18 protein-coding genes are annotated in these 23,496 nt (G+C 60.6%); all 18 read left to right on the forward strand.

The window, feature by feature from the left end:
* Positions 1-56: 56 nt before the first annotated feature.
* The 18 genes from icmF (at position 57) to C5P05_RS14750 (ending at position 23,451) form a co-directional block, all read left to right on the forward strand.
* The gene (gene icmF, locus C5P05_RS14660) at positions 57-3,386 is read left to right on the forward strand and encodes a fused isobutyryl-CoA mutase/GTPase IcmF (protein WP_114970594.1); all 3,330 of its coding nucleotides are present in this window, start codon (positions 57-59) and stop codon (positions 3,384-3,386) included.
* Between the two features lie 682 nt (positions 3,387-4,068).
* A complete protein-coding gene (locus C5P05_RS14670) occupies positions 4,069-5,931 on the forward strand; it encodes a DUF1302 domain-containing protein (RefSeq protein ID WP_114970596.1) in 1,863 nt (620 codons plus the stop codon).
* 26 nt (positions 5,932-5,957) lie between these two features.
* On the forward strand, positions 5,958-7,319 hold the full coding sequence (locus C5P05_RS14675; RefSeq protein WP_114970597.1) for a DUF1329 domain-containing protein: 1,362 nt from the start codon (positions 5,958-5,960) through the stop codon (positions 7,317-7,319).
* A gap of 131 nt (positions 7,320-7,450) precedes the next feature.
* Complete coding sequence (locus C5P05_RS14680) at positions 7,451-8,617, forward strand: WD40/YVTN/BNR-like repeat-containing protein (RefSeq protein WP_198674726.1); 1,167 nt, start codon at positions 7,451-7,453, stop codon at positions 8,615-8,617.
* 6 nt (positions 8,618-8,623) lie between these two features.
* Positions 8,624-11,035 (forward strand): efflux RND transporter permease subunit, encoded by a 2,412-nt coding sequence (locus tag C5P05_RS14685; protein WP_114970599.1) that lies wholly within the window; start codon positions 8,624-8,626, stop codon positions 11,033-11,035.
* A 126-nt stretch (positions 11,036-11,161) separates the two neighbouring features.
* The gene (locus C5P05_RS14690; RefSeq protein WP_114970600.1) at positions 11,162-12,451 is read left to right on the forward strand and encodes an aromatic ring-hydroxylating oxygenase subunit alpha; all 1,290 of its coding nucleotides are present in this window, start codon (positions 11,162-11,164) and stop codon (positions 12,449-12,451) included.
* 29 nt (positions 12,452-12,480) lie between these two features.
* The gene (locus C5P05_RS14695) at positions 12,481-13,383 is read left to right on the forward strand and encodes a VOC family protein (RefSeq protein ID WP_114970601.1); all 903 of its coding nucleotides are present in this window, start codon (positions 12,481-12,483) and stop codon (positions 13,381-13,383) included.
* Between the two features lie 30 nt (positions 13,384-13,413).
* Entirely contained in the window at positions 13,414-13,902 is a 489-nt protein-coding gene (locus tag C5P05_RS14700) for an aromatic-ring-hydroxylating dioxygenase subunit beta (RefSeq protein ID WP_114970602.1), read from the forward strand.
* 21 nt (positions 13,903-13,923) lie between these two features.
* Entirely contained in the window at positions 13,924-14,715 is a 792-nt protein-coding gene (locus C5P05_RS14705) for an SDR family oxidoreductase (protein WP_114970603.1), read from the forward strand.
* Between the two features lie 36 nt (positions 14,716-14,751).
* On the forward strand, positions 14,752-15,393 hold the full coding sequence (locus tag C5P05_RS14710; protein ID WP_114970604.1) for a TetR/AcrR family transcriptional regulator: 642 nt from the start codon (positions 14,752-14,754) through the stop codon (positions 15,391-15,393).
* Between the two features lie 130 nt (positions 15,394-15,523).
* Complete coding sequence (locus C5P05_RS14715; protein WP_114970605.1) at positions 15,524-16,405, forward strand: alpha/beta fold hydrolase; 882 nt, start codon at positions 15,524-15,526, stop codon at positions 16,403-16,405.
* A 2-nt stretch (positions 16,406-16,407) separates the two neighbouring features.
* Complete coding sequence (locus tag C5P05_RS14720) at positions 16,408-17,439, forward strand: amidohydrolase family protein (RefSeq protein ID WP_232834500.1); 1,032 nt, start codon at positions 16,408-16,410, stop codon at positions 17,437-17,439.
* The gene (locus C5P05_RS14725; protein WP_114970607.1) at positions 17,436-18,455 is read left to right on the forward strand and encodes a 2Fe-2S iron-sulfur cluster-binding protein; all 1,020 of its coding nucleotides are present in this window, start codon (positions 17,436-17,438) and stop codon (positions 18,453-18,455) included. The genes C5P05_RS14720 and C5P05_RS14725 overlap by 4 nt, the downstream gene beginning before the upstream one ends.
* A gap of 15 nt (positions 18,456-18,470) precedes the next feature.
* Positions 18,471-18,821, forward strand: a complete 351-nt coding sequence (locus tag C5P05_RS14730; protein WP_114970608.1) for a bifunctional 3-phenylpropionate/cinnamic acid dioxygenase ferredoxin subunit — start codon at positions 18,471-18,473, stop codon at positions 18,819-18,821.
* On the forward strand, positions 18,818-19,609 hold the full coding sequence (locus C5P05_RS14735) for a 2-keto-4-pentenoate hydratase (protein ID WP_114970609.1): 792 nt from the start codon (positions 18,818-18,820) through the stop codon (positions 19,607-19,609). Before C5P05_RS14730 ends, C5P05_RS14735 begins: the two co-directional genes overlap by 4 nt.
* Positions 19,610-19,620: 11 nt before the next feature.
* Positions 19,621-20,571, forward strand: coding sequence for an acetaldehyde dehydrogenase (acetylating) (locus tag C5P05_RS14740; protein WP_114970610.1), 951 nt, complete (start codon positions 19,621-19,623; stop codon positions 20,569-20,571).
* Positions 20,572-20,586: 15 nt separating this feature from the next.
* Positions 20,587-21,645 carry a 4-hydroxy-2-oxovalerate aldolase gene (gene dmpG, locus C5P05_RS14745; RefSeq protein ID WP_114970611.1) on the forward strand — a complete coding sequence of 353 codons (1,059 nt, stop codon included), beginning with the start codon at positions 20,587-20,589 and terminating at the stop codon, positions 21,643-21,645.
* Between the two features lie 75 nt (positions 21,646-21,720).
* Positions 21,721-23,451 (forward strand): AMP-binding protein, encoded by a 1,731-nt coding sequence (locus tag C5P05_RS14750; protein ID WP_114970612.1) that lies wholly within the window; start codon positions 21,721-21,723, stop codon positions 23,449-23,451.
* Positions 23,452-23,496 lie beyond the last annotated feature (45 nt).

Raw genomic sequence — 23,496 nt, forward strand, 5'->3', positions numbered from 1 at the left:
GCGCTCGTCACTGGGCAGCATGCGTGCCATTTATTAACTATTCCTGAGACACCCCCATGACCGACCTGTCCGCCGACTTCAAGGCGCTCGCCAACTACCGCCCTGTCAACAAGGTGCGTTTTGTCACCGCCGCCAGCCTGTTTGACGGACACGATGCCGCCATCAACATCATGCGCCGCATCCTGCAGGGCATGGGCGCCGAGGTGATTCACCTGGGCCACAACCGCAGCGTCGACGAAGTGGTGACGGCCGCCCTGCAGGAAGACGCGCAGGGCATCGCCATCAGCTCCTACCAGGGCGGCCATGTGGAGTACTTCAAGTACATGGTGGACTTGCTGAAAGAACGCGGCGGCGCCCACATCCAGGTGTTTGGCGGCGGCGGCGGCGTCATCGTCGGGCCGGAAATCCGGGAGCTGCAGGCCTATGGCGTGGCGCGCATCTTCAGCCCGGAAGACGGCCAGCGCATGGGCCTGGCCGGCATGATTGGCGAGATGGTGATGCGCTGCGACCAGGACCTGTCCAGCTACGCCCCGACCGACATCAGCGCCATCCAGGGCCACTCCGAGATGAGCTGGCGCGCGCTGGCGCAGCTGATCACGGCGCTGGAGAACGAAAAAGCCTCCGGTGAGGCCAAGGCCGCACCGTCCGAACAATTAACGGCGCTGACCCAGGAGATACGGGCGCTGGCTGCTACCAAAAAGATACCGGTGCTGGGCATCACAGGCACCGGTGGCGCCGGCAAATCGTCCCTGACCGACGAGCTGATCCGCCGCCTGCGGCTGGACCAGGACGACAGCCTGCGCGTGGCCGTGATCTCCATCGACCCGTCAAGGCGCAAGAGTGGTGGCGCCTTGCTGGGCGACCGCATCCGCATGAACGCCATCAGCCCCTGGAGCCAGGGTCCGCGTGTCTTCATGCGCTCGCTGGCAACACGCGATTTCGGCAGCGAGATCAGCGCCGCCCTGCCCGACGTGATTGCGGCCTGCAAGGTGGCCGGTTTCGACCTGATCGTGGTGGAAACCTCGGGTATTGGCCAGGGTGACGCCGCCATCGTGCCGCATGTCGATGTGCCGCTGTACGTGATGACGCCGGAGTTTGGCGCCGCCAGCCAGCTGGAAAAAATCGACATGCTGGACTTTGCCGAGTTTGTCGCCATCAACAAATTCGACCGCAAGGGCGCGCTCGACGCCCTGCGCGACGTCGCCAAGCAGGTGCAGCGCAACAAGGAGGCCTGGACCACGCCGGCCGATCAAATGCCGGTGTTCGGCACCATGGCGGCGCGTTTCAACGACGACGGCGTCACCGCCCTGTACCAGGCCTTGAAAGCCCGGCTCGCCGAGCTGGGCATGAAGGTGGCTGAAGCGGGTCAGTTGCCGAGCGTGTCGGTGCGCCACAGCACCAATCAGACCCCGGTGGTGCCCCCGGCGCGCACCCGCTACCTGGCCGAAATCAGCGACACCGTGCGGGCTTACAAAAAGCGCGCCCGCAGCCAGGCCCGGCTGGCGCGCGAAATCCAGCAGCTGCGCGAATCCGGCCGCATGCTGCAGGAGGACGACGCCAACAAGGTCAATGCCTGCCAGGCGGTGCTGGACCTGGCGGCGCAACGCGAAGCGCATCTGGGCGCGGCGGAAAAGAAGCTGCTGGCGCAATGGCCGCACATGCAGGCCGCCTACGCCGGCGACGAATACGTGGTCAAGATGCGCGACAAGGAGATCCGCACGGCGCTGACCTCCAAGTCTTTAAGCGGCACCACCATCCGCAAGGTGGCGCTGCCCACTTTCGAAGACCACGGCGAGATCCTGAAATGGCTGACCCTGGACAACGTGCCCGGCAGTTACCCCTACACCGCCGGCACCTTCGCCTTCAAGCGCGAAGGCGAAGACCCGACCCGCATGTTTGCGGGCGAGGGCGATGCCTTTCGCACCAACACCCGTTTCAAGCTGCTGAGCTCGGGCATGGCGGCGAAACGCCTGTCCACCGCCTTTGATTCGGTCACGCTGTATGGCAACGACCCCGATCCGCGGCCCGACATTTACGGCAAGGTCGGCAACTCCGGCGTGAGCATTGCCACCTTGGACGACATGAAGGTGCTGTACGGCGGCTTTGACCTGTGCAGCCCATCGACCAGCGTCAGCATGACCATCAACGGCCCGGCGCCCAGCATCCTGGCCATGTTCATGAACACCGCCATCGACCAGAACATCGACAAATTCAAAGCGGACAATGGCCGCGAGCCGACCGACACCGAGCTGGAAAAGCTCCGCGAGTGGGTGCAGGAGAACGTGCGCGGCACGGTGCAGGCCGACATCCTGAAGGAAGACCAGGGCCAGAACACCTGCATCTTTTCGACCGAATTCAGCCTGAAGGTGATGGGCGACATCGCCGAGTACTTCGTGCACAACCGGGTGCGCAACTTCTACTCGGTCTCGATCAGCGGCTACCACATCGCCGAGGCCGGCGCCAATCCGATCAGCCAGCTGGCCTTCACGCTCAGCAACGGCTTTACCTTTGTCGAGGCCTATCTGGCGCGCGGCATGCACATTGACGACTTCGCGCCGAACCTGAGCTTCTTCTTCTCCAACGGCATGGACCCGGAATACACCGTGATGGGCCGGGTCGCGCGCCGCATCTGGGCCGTCGCCATGAAGGAGAAATACGGCGCCAACGAGCGCAGCCAGAAGCTCAAATACCACATCCAGACCAGTGGCCGCAGCCTGCACGCGCAGGAGATCCAGTTCAACGACATCCGCACCACCTTGCAGGCGCTGATCGCGATCTACGACAACTGCAACAGCCTGCACACCAACGCCTTCGACGAAGCCATCACCACGCCGACCGAGGACTCGGTGCGCCGCGCCATGGCGATCCAGCTCATCATCAACCGCGAATGGGGCCTGGCCAAGAACGAAAACCCGAGCCAGGGCGCCTTCATCATCGAGGAGCTGACCGAGCTGCTGGAAGAAGCCGTGCTGCTGGAGTTCGAGCGCATCGCCGAGCGCGGCGGCGTGCTCGGCGCCATGGAAACCGGCTACCAGCGCGGCCGGATTCAGGACGAGTCCATGCACTACGAGATGCTGAAACACACCGGCGAGCTGCCCATCATCGGCGTCAACACCTTCCGCAACCCGCACGGCGACGCGGTGCTGGACAAGCTGGAACTGGCGCGCTCCACCGACGAGGAAAAGCAGAACCAGCTCAAACGCCTGGCTGACTTCCACGCGCTGCACGCGAAGGAGTCGCCGGCCATGCTGAAACGGCTGCAGCAGGCGGTGATCGAGAACCAGAATGTGTTCGAGGTGCTGATGGATGCCGTGCGCGTCTGCTCGCTGGGCCAGATCACCAATGCCTTGTTTGAAGTCGGCGGGCAGTATCGGCGCAATATGTAGGGGTGGTGATGATGTCCAGACAGGCAATCCGACAGATGAAACGCGTGGTGACGCAGGGCCGCCATTCCGAGGCAAACGAGGCGTCGATCGGCTTGGCCAAAGAAGCGTCTGTACGCCTTCTGGAGCGAAGCATACGATTTGGCCACACGCGCCTGTCAGTGCTAAGACTGGCCATGGCAGCGCAGTCCGGCGCCGAGATTCCTCATGAATGTTGGGATTTTTGCCGACGGATTGCGTCTGCAAGCAAGGACGCGAACACCCAGGCCTTATTTATGGAAGCTGTTCGGACCACGAGCACTTCCAAGTCGATATCAGCTGAATCAAGCACTCAGATGGGCTAAGTCGGTCAGCGGCGTCCGGCACACCCCGACCACTGAAAAAACACGGGTAAACCCCCGTTACTAGAGCAATTATCAACGGTAAGATAAAAACAATTCATTTTGTTTGTTTTGTTATTCGTGTACATGAAATCCCAAAGCGTGACGCCAATGTGGCCTCAATTGGCGATCTCGCGAGCCATCTGCCGCACCTTAGTCGATGCCAAAGTTTTGTTGATATAGGACCTTCACTCGATCATGTATCGAGGTGAATCCGTCGTGATGAGTTTTTTCCTGGGGTGATTGCCTGCTTCGCGTCACTTCAACCAGATACCCAGTCAAATTAACCTAACAGGAGTGAGTAGATGAGAAAGAATCGGACAGGAACTAAAAATTCCCCGTTGTTGCTCGCGAGAAAGGTCCAGTCCTTGCCGCGGCATGTCATGTTGTGTTCGCTGCTCGGGGTGAGTGGCCTTTATGCGGGTTCGGCCGCAGCGGGCGAAATCTCGCTTGATAACGGAATAGAGGGAAACTGGTCGCTCAACATGTCGATAGGAACCAGTACCCGGGCCAATGACGCTGACCCTAAACTGATCATGAAGGGTAACGGGGGCACGGCGGGAACCAGCCACGACGATGGCAATCTCAACTACAAAGAAGGCGACACTTTTTCCACGATTGCCAAGGTCGTGGGCGAGCTTTCCCTGAAAAAGGAAAATGTCGGCGTCTTCGTGCGGGCCAAGGGCTGGCATGACTTTGAATTGTCGAATAGCGGCGTTCCCCACGGTAGCTCGGCCAACGCCTTTCAGTCCGGCGCCAAACTGAATGACAGCGATTTTGACCGGCTTTCCAAGTTTTCTGGGATTGAACTCCTGGATGCCTATGCCTTCATCAACAGCAATCTGGGTGACAGCCATCCACTGACCGTCAAGGTGGGTAATCAGGTAGTGAACTGGGGTGAGAGCCTCTTTATTCCCGGGGTGAATCAATTTGGCGCTTTCGACATTTCAGCCTCTCGTCGGCCGGGCGCGCAGGTCAAGGAAATTTTGCTGCCGATTCCCCAGATAACGGCCAATGTAGGACTGACGGACAACCTTAGTGTTGAAGGCTTTTATCAGTTCGCCTGGAAGAAGAATATTCTCGACGGCTGCGGCACCTATTGGTCGATTTCCGACGTTTACAACTGTTCGAACAAGGGTGTGAACGTACCGGCTGGACCGCTGGCGAATCTGACCGACGCATTTATCTTCGCAAATGGCTCTGGCATCATGGCCAACGCGGGTGATTTGAATCCCAAGGACTCCGGTCAGTGGGGTTTGGCTCTGCGCTACTTCGCCCCTGTCATCGCGACCGAGTTTGGTGCTTATTTCGCGAACTATCACCAGCGTTCCCCGACCCTCAGTGTCAGGTTTGACGGTAGCCCGGCGCCCTCCGCTTTTTCGGCGGGGAATAATCGTCTCCAGTACGCTTGGGATTGGTCTGCGGAAAACATCAACGTCCTGGGCCTGAGCTTCTCCACCGGGATCGCCGGGTGGTCTGTGTTTGGTGAACTCAGCCATACGAAGGATCTGCCGGTTCAACTCAATGGCGTGGATCTGCTGCGTGGCGCGGCGTCGGGGGTGGGTCCATTGGGTTCTCTGCAGGCAACGCCACGGAACGTCGGTAGCCTCTTTCGAGGCTATGACCTGAAGGACAAAGACCAGATTCAGGTGTCTGCCCTGAAAATATTTCCACGCGTCCTTGCTGCGGAATCCGTGAGCCTGATCGGCGAGGTGGCCTACCAGCATTGGTCCGGCATTGGTGACCCCAATACCGATCGCCGCTACGGCCGAGCCTTCGTTTTTGGTCAAGCCACGACTTCAACGCTGACCAATTGCACGGCCGGTGGCGCCGCCGGTGCGGGCAATGCCAGCGCTGATTATTGTGAGAACAAGGGCTTTGCAACCTCCAGTGCGTGGGGCTATCGCCTGCAGGCGGAGTTGAGCTACCCCAACCTTTTTGCGGGCGTTAACGTGAAACCCCGGATTTTCTGGTCCCACGATGTCAAGGGCTACTCTGCGGACGCGCTCTTCCTGGAGGACCGGCAGATTCTCGGGCTGGGCGCCCGCTTCGATTACCTGAACAAGTACTACGCCGACATCAGCTACAACCGCTTCAACCAGAACGCGAAGTACGACGTTTTTCATGACCGGGACTACTACTCGGCAGTCGTTGGCGTTAATTTTTGATCAAAAAATAACAGGAGAAATTAATCATGAATTCTGGATATCGACTCAGTAACTCTCTTGTTTCGGCGGCCGTGATTTGCCTGACCGCAATGATGGGCACGGCCTCGGCTGAAATGACGGTGGATGACGCTAGCCGTCTGGGCAAGGTGCTAACCCCGGTGGGCGCGGAACGCGCCGGTAACAAGGACGCCAGCATTCCGGCGTGGGAGGGGGGCATTACCACGCCACCCGCCGGCTTTGACCGGACCAAGGGCTATCTCAACCCCTATGCCGCGGACAAGCCTCTTTATACGATCACGGGCGCCAACGCCGAGCAATACAAGGACAAGCTGGCACCTGGTCAGATCGAGATGCTCAAGCGCTTTCCCACGTTCAAGATGAACGTGTATCCAAGCCGTCGGACGGCGGCCTACCCGAAAAGCGTCTACGACCTCGCCAAGAGCGAAGGTATGAAGACCACGCTGGCAGAGGGCGGGAACGGCATTTTGAACATGGAAAAAGGCACCGTGCCGTTCCCGATACCGAAGAGCGGCCTGGAAGTTCAGTGGAACCATCAGGCACGTTTCTATGGCGGCACCTGGACCCGCTATAACGCGGAGTTTCCGGTGCAGACCAACGGTTCTTTTACCCCGGTGACCCGTGACGAAACCTTTGCCGCGCCGTGGGCGATGGAGAAGGGTGACCCGAACCGCCTGTATTACTATTTGTCCAAGCTGACCGGTCCTTCGAATGTGGCCGGTGACGGCATTCTGGTCCACGAGCCCCTTGACCAGGTGAAAGAACCTCGCCTGGCCTGGGTCTACAACCCCGGGACCCGTCGGGTGCTGCGGGCGCCGCAGGTGGCCTACGATGCCCCCGGGAGTGGCTCTGACGGCCTGCGCACCATTGATGACTACCTGGGTTTCAGCGGCGCGCCGGATCGCTTCGAGTGGAAGCTGGTGGGGAAGAAGGAAATGATTATTTCCTACAACAATTTCACACTCAGCGACAAGAGTCTCAAGTACAAGACCATCATTCAACCGAACCACATGAACGCCGACCTGGTGCGCTATGAGCCGCATCGCGTCTGGGTGCTGGAGGCCACGTTGAAAACAGGTATGCGTCATATCTACGCCAAGCGCGTGTTCTATGTCGACGAGGACTCCTGGTCCATCGCCCACGTGGATCAATACGACGGCCGTGGTGAACTGTGGCGGGTGCGCGACGTGCATCTAATGCCGTTCTATGACCAGCCCATGACCTGGGGCATCGCCGAAGTGTTGTACGACCTGCAGGCACGTCGCTATATCGCATCTGGCATGATGAACGAGGAAAAACCGATGAAGTTTGGCGAAAAGCTGACCGTCAACTTCTTCGCGCCGGAAGCGATGCGGCGTCAAGGAAACTGACCCGCTCCAAAGCAACGGCAAGACCGATGCCCGATGCATCAGTCTTGCCGTTCTTCAATGCCGCCAAGCCCCGCTGGCATTGAGTACAACCGGGCAGTCGAGCCCCTTTCATTCCCATGCTATCCATCCCTATGCGTAACTTCTTTGACTCGACTTTGCGCCGCCCGTTGCTGGCCGCGCTGTTAATGGGCGTGGCCGCCATCGCTTGTCTGCCTACGCCGGCCGCCGCGGCGATGGACCTCCTCGATCAGCCCGCATTTCAGTCGGGCAGGGCCGCCAAAAGCATGCTGCTGACCATCGCGCGCGCCGGCGAGCGGCTAGTGGCCGCTGGCGAACGGGGTGTCATCGTTTACTCGGACGACCAGGGCACAAGCTGGACGCAAGCCAATGTACCCGTTTCGGTCACCCTCACTACCTTATGCTTTGTCTCCCGCGACGCAGGATGGGCTGCCGGTCATGATGGTGTGATCCTGAAAACTGCCGATGGTGGCAAGACATGGCACAAACAGTTCGATGGCAATAGCGCCAATACCCTGGTACTTGCAGGCCTTGAAGCCCGCGTCAAAGAAACTCGGAGCGCGCTTGAAACCGCCCCGGAAAAATCCCGCGCGACGGCCGCCGCAAGCCTGGAAAGCTTGCAGAATTCCCTGCAGGACGCGAAAGCCAGTACCAGTTTTGGCCCATCAATGCCGCTCTTCGGGCTTTGGTTTCGGGATGCCACCGAAGGGCTGGTGATTGGGGCCTTTGGGCAATTTTTTCATACCCGTGATGGAGGCAAAACCTGGGAGTCCTGGAGCGGGCGGATTGCCAATCCGGAGGGCTTGCATTTCAACAGCATTGCGCAGCTGGCCAATGGCAACCTGATGATTACCGGCGAAGCCGGAAAGTTGAGGCGATCCCGGGATGAGGGGGTGACGTGGGAGACATTGGACACCGGCTACCCGGGTCATCTCTACGGCACCCTGGCACTACCCGACAGTCCGGTACTGCTGACTTACGGTTTTGCCGGCAACGTTTATAAATCCAGCGACGACGGTCGGACCTGGAAAGCCTTGCCGAAGCTGACGAACAAACCCATTGTGGCCGGGATGACACTGCCAAACGGCAGCATTCTCCTGGTCGCCGGTGACGGGCGCGTGCTGACCAGCCGCGATCAGGGGGGCAGCTTTGTGCTGTCCACGACACCTTCCGGTCGCCCGGTCGCCGCGGTGCTCCCGCAACTTCTCCCCAACAACAAGCTGCTTCTTGTTGGCACTGGCGGGCCGCGACTCGTGAATGTCAACATCAACGCACACTGAGACGCTATGACAAACCAGAACGAAAACAGCGACCCGGTGGGCGATGCTGATCTCAAGCATCACAACAAGCTCTGGAGTTTTGAAAAATTTTTTGAGCGTTATTTTGTCCGGGTTCGCGCGCCGGCGCTGGCCTTCTTTCTCCTGTTGACGGTTGCCTTTGCCTATCAGGCGGCTCAGTTGCAGCCGGATGCGAGTTTCCAGAAGATGGTGCCGATATCGCATCCCTACATTGCCAACTATCTGAAGTTCGAAAATGAGCTCAGACCCCTTGGTAACGTCATTCGTGTGGCGGTAGAGAACACGCAGGGCGATATTTACGACAAGGCCTTCCTGGAAACGCTGAAAAACATCACCGACGAGGTGTTTTACATCCCCGGGGTAGACCGGGGCGCGCTGAAGTCCCTCTGGACGCCGAACGTATTGTGGATAGAAGTGACGGAGGAGGGCCTGACCGCCGGGCAAATCATTCCCCAGGGCTTCAACGGCACGCCGGAGACCATTGACAGTGTGCGTACCAACGTGGCTCGCTCCAGCATCGTCGGCACCCTGGTGGCGAGCGACCATCGATCCGCCATCATCCTCGCGCCCTTGCTGGAGGTGGATCCGCAGACCGGAGAACGACTCGATTACGGCAAGCTCTCGCAGCGGCTTGAGGAGCTGGTGCGCAGCAAGTACCAGAACGAACAGACCAGGATTCACATCACCGGCTTTGCCAAGATCGTGGGGGATCTTATTGAAGGTGCCCGTGCCATTGGCATCTTCTTTGCCATCACCTTCGTCCTGACGGTACTGGTTCTATTGCTTTACTCGCGTTGCTGGCGCAGCACCTTTGCTACGGTTTTTTGCTGCAGTCTGGCCGTCATCTGGCAATTGGGTATCGTGCGCCTGATGGGCTTCGGGCTTGACCCCTACTCGATTCTGGTGCCGTTTCTGACTTTTGCCATTGGTGTCAGTCATGCCGTCCAAAACATCAGCACCATGGCCACGGAGCGGGTTCTGGGTCGCTCCAACATCGAGGCGGCCAAGGCCACCTTTCGGGTCTTGTTCATCCCGGGTACGGTTGCCTTGCTGTGTGACGCGGTCGGCTTTTCCACCCTGCTGGTGATCGACATCGGCGTGATTCGCGAACTGGCGATCAGTGCCAGCGTTGGCGTGGCGGTCATCATCCTGACCAAGATGTTCCTGTTGCCAATCCTGATGTCCTACATGGGCATCAGCCCCGCCGGACTGCGTCACCAAGAGAAGCGGATGCAGAGTCAATACACCTGGGCGCACCAGTTATCCCGTTTTGCGGAACCCAAAATGGCATGGGTCGCCGTCGGCTTGTCGGTGGCAATTTTTGCCGCGGGCTTCGTCATGAGCCGGGATTTGAAGATCGGTGACCTGGACCCCGGTGCGCCCGAACTGCGGGTGGAGTCCCGCTACAACCGGGACAACGCCTATATTGCCGCCCACTACGCCACCAGTCCCGATGTGTTCGTGGTGATGGTGACCACGCCGAAGGGGGAATGTGGGGCCTACCCGGTGGCGGCCACGGTGGATCAGTTTCAGTTGCGGATGGAAAATCTGCCGGGTGTGGAGTCCACCTCATCCCTGTTCACGGCCATGAAGCGTGTCCTGGCCGGCCAAAATGGCGGCGACATGCGCTGGCAGTCGGTGACGCGTAACCGATTCAGCTCCAACGCGGCCCACCGCATGCTCCCCTCGGAGTTGTACAACAGCGAGTGCTCCATGGTGCCGGTCCTGATTTTTCTCCAGGATCACAAGGCCGAGACCCTGACGACGGTCGTCAAGGCGGTTGAGGAATTCGCCGCTGCGCACAATGACGAGAATGTCAAGTTCGAACTCGCCGCCGGTAACGCGGGCATCGACGCGGCCACCAACATGGTCATCAAGCAATCAGAGCCCCTGATGCTGGCGCTGGTCTATGGCATCGTTGCTCTGCTGGTCTTGTGGGAGTTCAAGTCCTGGCGGGTAACCCTTTGCATCATGGCCCCTCTGTACATCACGTCGGTGCTGTGCGAAGGCATCATGGCCCAGCTGGGTCTGGGGGTCAAAGTGGCCACCTTGCCGGTCATTGCGCTGGGGATCGGGATCGGTGTGGATTACGGGATCTACATCTACAACAAGCTGGAGTTCTATCTTGAACAAGGCTTGGCGCTCAAGGAAGCCTACTTTGAAACACTCAAGACCACCGGGGTCGCCGTGGCCTTGACTGGGGTCATGCTGGCCCTTGGCGTGTCGACCTGGATCTTCTCGGATATCAAGTTCCAGGCCGATATGGGTCTGCTCCTTGCCTTCATGTTCCTGTGGAACATGTTTGGCGCGGTGGTGATGATCCCCGCCTTGTCGGCCTTGCTCCTGCCTATGAAGAGCCGCAGGGGTGTTGTCACGCTGGCCGCCCCACCGGTCGCCTGACACGGTAAGAAATTACCCTTAATACGGGTAAACCCCCTGACGCTCGATTTGATTTCGTTGATAAGATACAAACAAGCCAGTCGGTTTGTAACTGTTTAACCTGATAATCAAACTCCCGGAGTAACCATGAGCGATGTAAACTTTTTGAAATTACTGGATGTCGATCGCGACGCCGGGGTGTTTCGCGTGGCGCGCAAGTCTTTTGTGGACAATGATATTTTCCAGGCCGAGCGGTCGCAGATTTTTGACCGCTGCTGGCTGTACCTCGGGCACACCTCGGAGTTGCCCAAGAAAGGCTCATTTGTTACGCGCCCGGTGGGTGGGCGCAATGTCATTTTCAATCGCGATGTCGCGGGCACGGTTCACGCCTTTCTGAATTCGTGTCCACACCGGGGCGCAACGGTCTGCCGTGAGCCGGCCGGAAACGCCAAGAATTTCACCTGCAGTTACCACGGCTGGGTTTTTGGTGCCGATGGCAAGATGCGCGATCTGCCCGGTATCGAGTCATACAGCGAAGGCTTTAACGGCGGTGGCTGTGCTGACCTGGTGGCGGTCCCGCGCCTTGAGCAGTACCGTGATTTCTGGTTTGTCTGTTTCGACGCGGAGGCAGTGACCCTGGTTGAATACCTTGCGGGTGCCACCGAATACCTGGACCTGGTCGCGGACCAGTCAGAGGCGGGGATGGAAATCATCAGCGGCACGCAAGAGTATGCGATTCGGGCCAACTGGAAGCTGCTGGTCGAAAACAGCATTGATGGGTATCACGCCGTCTCGACCCATGCCACCTACTTCGATTACCTGAAGAACATGAATGGCGTGCTTGCGCAAAGCAATGTCGTGGGCTTTGCACGCGACCTGGGCAATGGTCACGCCGTGGTGGAGTACTCGGCGCCCTGGGGTCGTCCCGTTGCCAACTGGGTTCCGGCCTGGGGTGAGGAACGCAAGGGTGAAATCGATGCGGTGTTTGATCGGCTGGTCGCCAAGCACGGCGACCAGCGAGCGACACGCATCGCCAAAAACAGCCGCAACTTGTTGATATTTCCCAACCTGGTCATTGTTGACGGCATGTCGGTGACGCTGCGGACTTTTTACCCGAAGCAGCCCGACTACATGGAAGTCACGGCCTGGGCCATCGGACCTTCGGAAGAGAAGGACTGGTTGCGAAAGAATCGTTTGAACGGATTCCTTGAGTTTTTCGGCCCCGGAGGTTTTGCAACGCCGGACGACGTGGAGATGCTTGAGCATTGCCAGCGCGGCTATGCCAACGCACGCGAGGCGGCCTGGAACGACCTCTCACGCGGCATGAACAAAGCCGAGCCGGCGACTGTCGATGAACACCAGATTCGGACCTTCTGGTCGCGCTGGCATGCGCTGGTGCAGCAAGCCCCGCGCGTTATTCCGCTGCATGCCGGCTGAAATATTTCACAATCAATCTGGAGGGACTCATGGTTCCATTTCGCTACCGAAAACCTGGTTATGTTGCCCTCAACGTGACGAATGTTGATGCCTCTGTTGGCTTTTACCGCGACCTTGTCGGTCTTCAGCTTGAATCGCAACAGGGGTCTGATACGGCCTTCTTGCGCTGCAGCGAGGATCACCATAATCTCGTGCTCTACCGCTCCAGTGCGCCGGGTATCAAGCGCATGGCCTTTGAGCTGGAATCCGCCAGCGACCTCGAGCAGGCCGCGAACTACGTTGACCAGATGGGTTGGGCGCGACATGAGGTAGCCGCCGACGAGGCGAGTCAATTGCGGCAGGGCCGGACGTTTCGCTTTTGCATTCCAGAAAGCACCTTGACGTTCGAGTTTTATGCCCAGATGGGGCGTGGCAACGGGGACTATGTGCCCAGCGTTTCCAAAATTGAGCGATTGGGTCATGTGGTGATTCGCTGCGCGCAGCGCGACGCAGTGCTGCGCACCTTGACCGAAAAGCTGAACTTCAGGGTGTCGGACCATTTTGGGGATCAGGTGTCATTTCTGCGCTGCTTTCCCAATCCGCTTCATCACACCTTTGGCGTCAGCCGTGGCGATGTCGACGGCCTGCATCACGTCAATTTCATGGTGACAGATGTTGATGACGTGGGGCGCGCGATGAATCGCATGCGCAAGGCGGGCGTGGAGGTCGTGTATGGGCCGGGCCGGCACGACATTTCAAATTCAATATTCATCTATTTTCTCGATCCCGACGGATTGACAGTCGAATACAGCTTCGGGATGGAGGAGTTCCCCGAGGTGAGTCCGCGCGAGGCGCGTGAACTGCCGCTTCGTCCGGAAATCCTCGATAGCTGGGGCGGTGCGCCCGCGCCCAAGTTTGGCAAGGGCGGCGTCATCGAGTCCGCTGCATTCTGAGCGCCAGGGCTTATTACCAAGGAAATCACCATGATCGCAAACATCACACGCAACGATGTTGAAGAGTACCTTTACCGGGAGGCCGCCATGCTGGATCGCTGGCAGCTCGCGGAGTGGCTGGCGCTGTTCACCGACGATGCTGTCTACCATGTGCCAACGGTGGGGACCAGCCCGGACATCCAGCCGGACAACACCCTGTTTTACATCGCCGACGACCGTCAGCGCCTGCAAGAGCGGGTGGTGCGCTTGCTGAAGAAGTCGGCTCACGTTGAATGGCCGCGTTCGCGAACGCGCCATATGGTGACCAACATCCTTATTGAAAAGCGAAGCGATCAGGAGCTTGAAGTGTCCGCTGCCTTTGCCGTTCACCGCTTTAAAAATGGGGCCGCCGACGTGTATGTGGGGAGCTATCGCTATCGCCTGACAGGGGTCAACGGCCAGCTCAAGATCCGGGAGAAGCGTTCCATGCTCGACATGGACGCTCTGCGACCCCACGGTCGCGTCAGCATTATTCTTTGATCACGAACGAATGCCCTGACGATGAATAACCCCACTTTGCGACCCCTGTCGGGCCGCGCAAGATTCAGTGGCCAGGTTGCCGTGGTCACGGGTGCCGCCCGCGGTATTGGCTTGGCCATCGTCGAAGCCCTCGCCAGGGAGGGCGCTTCATTGGTGATGGCCGATATCGCCGACCATGAACTGCAGGCCGAGGCGCGGCGGATCGAGCATGAATATGAGGTCAAGGTGATTGGCGTGGCGGGGGATCTTTCGACCGAGGAGGGCGCGCAAGCACTGCTGGCGCAGACACAAAGCGCCTTCGGGGATGCCGCGATCCTGGTGAACAATGCCGGGGGCGGCGTGATTCTGCCCTTTCTCAGTCACACCGCCGAGACCCTGCGGATGACGATAGACCGCAACCTCTGGACCACCCTTTGGTGTACCCGCGCCTTTTTGCCCGGGATGCTGCGCCACACCTACGGGCGGATCGTCAACCTCGGGGCCGATTCGGTCCGCAACGGGCTGGCTGACCATGCTGCGTATAACGCGGCCAAGGGCGGGGTCCATGCCCTGACGACCGGCCTGGCGCGGGAGTTTGCGACCGCCGGGGTCACGGTCAATACGGTTGCACCCTGCGCTGTCAACAGTGATCAATTGCGCAAGTTCGTTCTGGAGAAACCCGAGGTTGCCAAGCAGTTCATGAGCGTCATCCCGATGGGGCGAGCGGCTGAACTGGAGGAGGTGGCTTCGATGGTCGTTTATCTCGCCTCGCGTGAGGCCGCGTTTATGACCGGTCAGGTTATCAGCGTCAATGGCGGGAGTACGATGTTGTGAATACATACCGTTGCTGCAATTATTCAGACCCCCAAGATGACAATACAAACTCTAGCCGATACAGTTGCGAAGCCGGTCAAGGTCCGGCGCACGCAAGCGGAACGGACCGAAGAAACACGCCGCCGCCTGCTCGATGCGGCAGTGGACGTGCTGGCAACCAAGGGCTACGCCGGGTTTCGAACAGCCGACGTGGCCGCGATTGCGGGCGTCTCGCGGGGCGCCCAGACGCACCATTTTCCGTCGAAGGACGAACTGGTGATGGCGGTCGTCGAGCATGTCTTCCAGCGTGCCGCCGAAGCGGGGCGCAAGCGGGCGCGGCGGGTCGGTTCCGTGGACGATGCGATCAAGGAACTGATCTCCGACAGTCAGGATTTCTTCTTCAGCGAGCTGTTTTTGATTGCCGTGGATTTGGCCATCCAGGGCCGCATGCGCGCCAGCGAGGAGAACCCGGTGAGCGATATATCGGCGGCGTCCCGGCTGCCCGTGGAGGCGAGTTGGCTGGCGGCATTGATCGAGTCCGGCGTGCCCCCATCCGTGGCCGAAGATCTCTTGTGGTTGACGATCAGCATCGTCCGCGGATTGGCCGTGCGGCGCCTCTGGCAGAACGACACACAACGCTTCAGTCGCCTCTTCAAGCTGTGGCGCAAGATGGTTGTCCTCTACCTGGAAACCCTGTAGCACTCCGCCACCCCGGACTACTTGATGGTTCTTGTGTAACCCCTCAAATGCAGGGGGGTTTGCCTCGGCACGGCCGATCGCGCCTTGCATCCCCCCATCTATCCCACTTGATACATCAAAGGAATACCTTATGAGCCTTTGGCTTGACTTTCTCGGAACCGAGGTTCGCTACGTCCAGACCCCGACCTTTGGCCGCATTCGCATCGCCGAGGCCGGCGTTGGCAACCAGGAAACCATCATCTTCCAGCACGGGATGAACGGGCATCTGGAGGCCTATGCCAAGAACCTGATGGCCCTGTCCACGCAGTTTCATGTGATTGCCTTCGACTATGTCGGTCACGGCCTGTCTAACAAGAAACTCGATGACTACACCCCCGCCGTGTTTGTCGAGCAGTTGCTGGAGTTGATGAATACGCTGCAGATTGACGCCGCCCATCTTTCCGGCGAGTCGCTTGGCGGTTGGGTCTCGGGCCTGTTCGCAGCCAAGTACCCGCAGCGCGTGCGTCGGCTGATGTTGAATACGGCTGGCGGCATCCCGGTGGTGTCAGACAAGGGCAAACAAGACATGCAGAACTTCATGGCCTTGAACAAGCGCAATGTCGATGCAGTGCCGAACCGCGAGTCTGTGACCGCCCGGATGCAGTGGTTGATGCACCCGAACAACCATCACCTGCTGAACGACGAGTTGATTGATTTGCGCCTGCGAATCTACCTCGCCCCCGAGACCCGGCGCGTGGCGCCCACGATCAACGCGCTGATTCAGCGGCATGACGAGTTCCTGATCCCGCTCGAATCGCTGAAGTGCGATACGCTGTTTCTCTGGACCCAGGACAATCCGATCCATGACGTGGAGGCCGCCCGCGCCGCGGCCGCCCGCGTACCCGGCAGCCTCTTTTACCTGATGCAGGCCGACGCCGCCCACTGGCCCCAATACGAATCGCCAGAAGAGTTCAATGCGGTGGCGTCACGCTACTTCGCCACCGGCAAACTGCCGGCGACTGCCCAGGGCTGATCGTGTCAGATCTGATTGATGTTCACACGCACGTCGTACCGGAAAATTTTCCTGCGTACATCGGACGGCATGTGGACGCGCCCTGGCCGTCGATGGTCGCTGCGCAGGCGTGCCATCGCCATGTGATGGTGTCCGGCGCCGTCTACCGCACGGTGTCGCACCCGTGCTGGGACTGTGCCGCCCGGCTGGTCGATATGGACCAGCGGCAGGTCGCGCGTCAGGTCTTATCGCCCATGCCCGAGCTCTTGTCCTACTGGCTGGACCCGGTGGACGGTGCGACGATGTCGCGTTACCTGAACGAGGTCATTGCCGAGATGGTGGCAAGCCATCCCACGCGTTTCGTGGGCCTGGGTGCGGTACCGCTGCAGGACGTGGCGACAGCGATTCACGAGCTTGATGTGGTGGTGCATCAGTTAGGCCTGGCCGGCGTTGAAATTGGCGGCAATATCAACGGCACGGTGATCGGCGACCCCCGTTTTTTCCCGTTCTTCGAAGCTGCCGCTGCATGGGGCGCTGCGGTGTTTGTGCATCCGCTCAAGCCGAGCGGCATGGACCGTCTGGCGGGTCCGGCTGTCCTGGAGCAGGTCTTGGCCTTTCCCGGCGAGACCGGTCTGGCCGCCGCCTCCATGATCACGGGTGGAACGCTGGCCCGCCTGCCAGGTCTGCGCATCGCCTTCAGCCACGGTGGCGGCTCGCTCAGCGCGTTGCTGCCGCGCTTGCAGCATGCCTGGCAGACCTTGCCCCAGGTCCGCGACAGCCTTGCTGGCGACCCCAGCCTCGCGGCGCGTCGGATGTACTACGACGACCTGGTGTACGACGCCGACACCATTCACCGGCTGATTCAGGTTTTTGGCAGCGGTCAGATCCTGGCCGGGTCCGACTATCCGTTTGTCATCATGGACGCCGACCCGGTCGCACGCTTGCAGTCGCTCGGCTTGTCGGACGATGTCTTGCGCCAATTGCGCTCGGGCAATGCCGAACGCTGGTTGGGTCTGGGCCCGCAGGCGAAGCACGACGATCAGGAGAAAAAATGAAACTCACGTCCTTTACGATCAATATTGCGGGCGGCGACACCCGCTATCTCAACGCCGAGGGCGACAACTTGCTGCGCGCGGGCTTGCGTGCCGGTATCGGCCTGCCTTACGAATGCAGCGCGGGCGGCTGTGGCTCCTGCAAGTTCGACGTCCTGAGCGGTGAGGTGGAAGAGATGTGGCCCGATGCGCCCGGTTTGAGCGCGAAAGACCGTGTCCGGGGTCGCCGCCTGGCCTGTCAGTGCCGACCGCTGTCGGATTGCGAAATCAAGATCCGCCCAGGCCCCGAGTATTTGTCGGCAACCGCCCCCGCGCGCTTCAAGACCCAGTACCTCGGCAGCCGCCAGGTCACCGTTGACATCCGTGAGTTCATGTTTCGGGCCGAGCAGCCGGCGCAATTTGTGCCCGGCCAATATGCCTTGCTTGATCTGCCCGGGGTCGGACAACTGCGTGCCTACTCGATGTCGAACCAGCCGAACGAAGCCGGCGACTGGCACTTCATGGTGCGCCAAGTGCCCAATGGACGGGTCAGTACCCTGATGTTTGATGCCTTGCAGCCAGGCGACAGCGTTGAGATTGACGGCCCTCTCGGTCTGGCCCAGTTGCGCGCGGAGTCACCGCGCGATGTGGTGTGCATTGCGGGCGGCTCCGGCCTGGCGCCGATGCTGTCGATCGTGAACGCCGTCGCCATGCAGCCTGCGCTGAACGAGCGTGCCATCTGGCTCTTTTACGGCGGCCGCAGCCCGGCCGATATCCCCACCTTTGCCGATTGGCTGCACAAGCCGGACCGCGTCCAGGTCACAGCCGCGGTATCGGCTGCGGCGCTGGCAGAAAGCGATGGCTGGCAGGGCGAGCGTGGCTTCGTCCATGAGCTGCTGGGCCGCAGTCTGAGTGGCGATCTCGCCGCCCATGAATACTACCTGGCAGGACCGCCGCCGATGATTGAAGTCGTGGTCCGGATGCTGATGATCGAGCACCGGGTGCCGGCCCAACAAATACATTACGACCGATTTTTTTGAGGAGGTTCGAGAATCATGGAGCAGAAAGACGTCACACTTTTAGCCGGCGAGCTGCGGCTGTGCCGCGTGGATGCCGTCGAGGACGGCGAGGCACTTCGGGTCGAGGTCGAGGGCCGGATGCCGTTGGCGGTCTATCACGTGGATGGGGAGTTCTATGTCACCGATGACACCTGCTCGCACGGAAACGCCTCGCTGTCCGAAGGCACGGTTGAAAACGGCCAGGTCGAATGCCCCTGGCACGTCGGGCGCTTCTGTCTGAAGACCGGGAGCGCACTCACTTTTCCGGCCGTAACCCCTATCCGCGCCTACAGGACCATCGTCAAGGATGGCGCAGTTTTCATTCATCCAGAGGACAGCAGTTCATGAACAATTTTCCAAGCGACGCGGTGCAACAGGCCGCGCTGGCGCTACGTCAAGCGCGCGCTGACCGCGCCCCGATTGCCCCCGTCTCCATCAGCTACGGCATCCAGGGTCTCGAAGCGGCCTACGCGGTGGCGGAAATCAACACCCGTGCCCAGATCGAGGCCGGGCGCCGCATGGTGGGCAAGAAAGTGGGCCTCACTTCCAAGGCGGTGCAACTGCAGCTCGGCGTCGATCAGCCCGATTTTGGCATTCTGTTCGACGACATGGAGTGTCTAAACGGGCAGGATGTGCCGACTTCGCGCCTGATGCAACCCAAGGTCGAAGCCGAAGTGGCCTTCGTGGTCGGCCGCGATCTCAGCGGCATCACTCCGAGCTGGGCCGAATTCATTGCCTGCATCGCCTATGCACTGCCGGCCCTCGAAATCGTGGACAGCGCCATTGCCGATTGGAAGATCAGCCTGGTGGACACCGTGGCGGACAACGCGTCTTGTGGTCTTTATGTGCTGGGCGACCAGCCGGTCGCACTGGGCAGCGTCGCTCTGGGTGATCTGGGCATGCAGATGAGCAAGAACGGGCAGGTCGTCTCGATCGGTACCGGCGCTGCTTGTCTTGGTCATCCGCTGCGCGCCGCCTACTGGCTGGCACGCACCATGGCCGAGCGCGGCCAGGGGCTGCGGGCCGGTGAAATCATCCTCTCGGGCGCCCTCGGCCCGATGGTGCCGGTGCTCGCCGGCGACCTGGTTCACGCCCAGATCGGCGCTCTTGGTTCCGTTAGCTGCCGCATGGCGTGAAGGAGGTGAACATGACACGCAAACTCAAGGCCGCCATCATTGGCAGCGGCAATATCGGCACGGATTTGATGATCAAAATCATGCGCCACGGAAATCACATCGAGATGGCGGCCATGGTCGGCATAGATCCCGCCTCCGACGGCCTGGCGCGTGCTGCTCGCCTGGGCGTGGCCATCACCCATGACGGTGTGGAGGGCCTGGCGCAGTTGCCGGTCTTCGCTGACATTGACATCGTGTTCGACGCCACCAGTGCCGCTGCCCACGTCAAGAACGATGCGTTTTTGCGCCGCCTCAAACCCGCCATCCGACTGGTGGACCTGACGCCGGCGGCCATCGGTCCGTACTGCATTCCGGTGGTGAATGGCGAGGCGCACCTGGATGCGCTGAACGTCAATATGGTCACCTGCGGTGGCCAGGCCACCATTCCGATGGTGGCCGCCGTCAGCCGGGTGGCCAAAGTGCACTATGGCGAAATTGTGGCCAGCATCTCCAGCAAGAGCGCGGGTCCGGGGACGCGTGCCAATATCGATGAATTCACCGAAACCACCTCGAAGGCCATTGAGGTGGTGGGTGGCGCCGCCAAGGGCAAGGCCATCATTGTGCTGAACCCGGCCGAGCCGCCGCTGATCATGCGCGACACGGTGTACACGCTCAGCGAGTTTGTCGATGAAGACGCGATTGCGGAATCGGTCGCGCGCATGGCCGCCGCCGTACAGGAATATGTGCCAGGCTACCGGCTCAAGCAGCAAGTGCAGTTTGACCGCATCGAAGCCAGCCAGCCGATCAATATTCCCGGTGTCGGCCCGCGCATGAGCGGCCTGAAGACCTCCATTTTCCTGGAAGTCGAAGGCGCGGCGCACTACTTGCCCGCCTATGCCGGCAACCTCGACATCATGACCAGCGCTGCATTGCGCACGGCTGAGCGCATCGCTGAAAAGCTGCTGGCGATCCCAAGCGTTTAGGCCCAGGAGAATTACGTGAACAAAGAAAAAATCTATATCTCGGACGTCACCTTGCGCGACGGCAGCCATGCCATCCGCCATCAGTACAGCGTCGCGCAGGCGATGCAGATCGCCCGCGCCCTGGATGAGGCCAAGGTCGATTCCATCGAAGTGGCCCATGGCGATGGCTTGCAGGGGGGGAGCTTCAACTATGGTTTCGGCGCCCACAGCGATGTGGAGTGGATCGAGGCGGTGGCCAGCGTGGTCAAGCACGCCAAGATCGCGACCCTGCTGCTGCCCGGCATTGGCACCGTGCACGATCTGCGTGCCGCCTACGACGCCGGTGCCCGCATCGTTCGCGTGGCAACGCACTGCACCGAGGCCGACATCTCCCGGCAGCACATCGAATATGCGCGCCACCTGGGCATGGAGGCGGTCGGCTTCCTGATGATGAGCCATATGCAGACGCCGCAAGGCCTGGCCGAGCAGGCCAAACTGATGGAAAGCTACGGCGCCACCTGCTGCTACGTGGTGGACTCCGGCGGCGCACTCAGCATGAACGACGTGCGCGACCGCTTTCGCGCCTTCAAGGCCGTGCTCAAGCCCGAAACGCAGACCGGCATGCATGCCCACCACAACCTGAGCCTGGGTGTGGCCAACAGCATCGTGGCGGTAGAAGAGGGGTGCGACCGGGTCGATGCCAGCCTGGCCGGCATGGGGGCGGGCGCCGGTAACGCACCGCTGGAGGTGTTCATCGCAGCGGCCGGGCGACTTGGCTGGGACCATGGCTGCGACCTGTACAAGCTGATGGACGCGGCGGACGATATCGTGCGCCCGCTGCAGGACCGGCCGGTGCGCGTAGACCGTGAGACGCTGGCGCTCGGCTATGCCGGTGTTTATTCCAGCTTCTTGCGGCACGCGGAAGTGGCGGCCAAGAAGTATGGCCTCAAGACCGTGGACATCCTGGTCGAATTGGGTCGTCGGCGCATGGTGGGTGGACAGGAGGACATGATCGTGGACATCGCCCTGGACTTGCTCAAGACCGCCGAGCACCAGCGCATTCACGCCCAGCCGGTGATGAGCGAGGCGGCATGAATGCCAACCCGCCATTAGCGACGTGGCCACCCGTAGCGAGATAGCCCCCGTCCATACACACATCTTCAAATGAACATGACCACTGACACCCCAAGCGCAAGCAGCGCCCGCACGAAGTTCATCCAGGCCCGCGACTTTTTGTTGCAGCACCGCAATGCGTATGAGGTCGCCTACCGCGATTTCCGCTGGCCCGAACTTGAAAACTTCAACTGGGCGCTGGACTACTTTGACGTGATGGCCCAGGACAACGACGCCCCGGCCCTGCTCATCGTTGGCGAGGACGGCAGCGAAGTGAAGCGTTCATTCAAGCAGATGGCCGAGCGCTCGTCACAGGTCGCCAACTACCTGCGCGGTCTGGGCGTCCAGCGCGGCGACCGCATTCTGCTGATGCTGGGCAACGAACTGGCGCTGTGGGAGCTGATGTTGGCCGCCATGAAGCTCGGCGCCGTTCTGATCCCCGCCACCGCATTGCTCACCGCTGACGACCTGCGTGACCGGATCGAGCGGGGCGAGGTGCGCCATGTCGCAGTCGCCAGTGAGCAGGTGCACAAGTTTGCGGCGCTTGCCGGCGACTTCACCCGCATCAGTGTGGGCGCACGCCAGCCCGGCTGGCAATGCCTTGAGGATGCGGCGGCCGTCCCGTTGGCCTTCAGCCCTGATGGGCTCACGCGCGCGACCGATCCCTTGCTCCTGTACTTCACCTCCGGCACAACGTCCAAGCCCAAGCTGGTCCTGCACACGCACCAGAGCTACCCGGTGGGCCATCTCTCGACGATGTACTGGATCGGGCTGCGGCCGGGTGATGTGCATCTGAATATCTCGTCGCCAGGTTGGGCCAAGCATGCCTGGTCTTGCTTTTTCGCGCCGTGGAACGCGGGTGCCTGCATCTTTATCTACAACTACGGCCGCTTCGACGCCCAGGGCATGCTGTCGGTGCTGGCGAAGCATTGTGTTACCAGCCTGTGCGCGCCGCCGACGGTCTGGCGGATGTTGATCCAGGAAGACTTGGCGGCCTACCGGGGCCGTTTGAGCCTGCGGGAACTGATCGGTGCCGGCGAGCCGTTGAATCCGGAGATCATCGAGCAGGTGCGCGCGGCCTGGGGTTTGACGCTGCGCGATGGCTTCGGTCAAACGGAGACCACGGCGCAGATCGGCAACACGCCCGGCCAACTGCTCAAGCCGGGTTCCATGGGGCGCCCGCTGCCCGGCTACCGCATCGCGCTGCTGGACGCCGATGGCCATGAGGCAGATGAAGGAGAGGTCTGTCTGGTGCTGTCACCGCGTCCGCTGGGCCTGATGGTGGGCTATCAGGACAGCGCGGAGAAAACCGAGGAGGCGATGCGTGATGGGCACTACCACACGGGTGACACGGCCGCGCGCAGTGCCGATGGCTACATCACGTTTGTGGGTCGCGCTGATGACGTGTTCAAAGCCTCCGACTACCGCATCAGTCCCTTTGAGCTGGAAAGCGCACTGATCGAGCACGAATCGGTGGCCGAAGTGGCCGTGGTGCCCAGCCCTGACCCGGTTCGTCTGGCCGTGCCCAAGGCCTACCTAATCCTGACGGCGGACGCCATGCCTGGCCCGGAACTGGCCGAGGCGATCTTTGCGTTTGCGCGCTCCCATCTGGCCCCTTACAAACGGGTGCGGCGGATTGAGTTCGTCGCTGAATTGCCCAAGACACTCTCTGGCAAGATTCGTCGCGTGCAATTACGGGCGCAGGAGCTTGAACGACGAGCCAATGCAACGCGTGGCGAATATGAGTATTTCGAGGAGGACTTTCCTGGACTAAAAGTGGGTGAATAACTGACCCACACGCTTCAAGTTGCGAATTTCAATCCCTGCGAAAAT

Origin of the sequence: Rhodoferax ferrireducens (assembly GCF_003347515.1) — a bacterium.
Taxonomy (GTDB): Bacteria; Pseudomonadota; Gammaproteobacteria; order Burkholderiales; family Burkholderiaceae_C; genus Rhodoferax.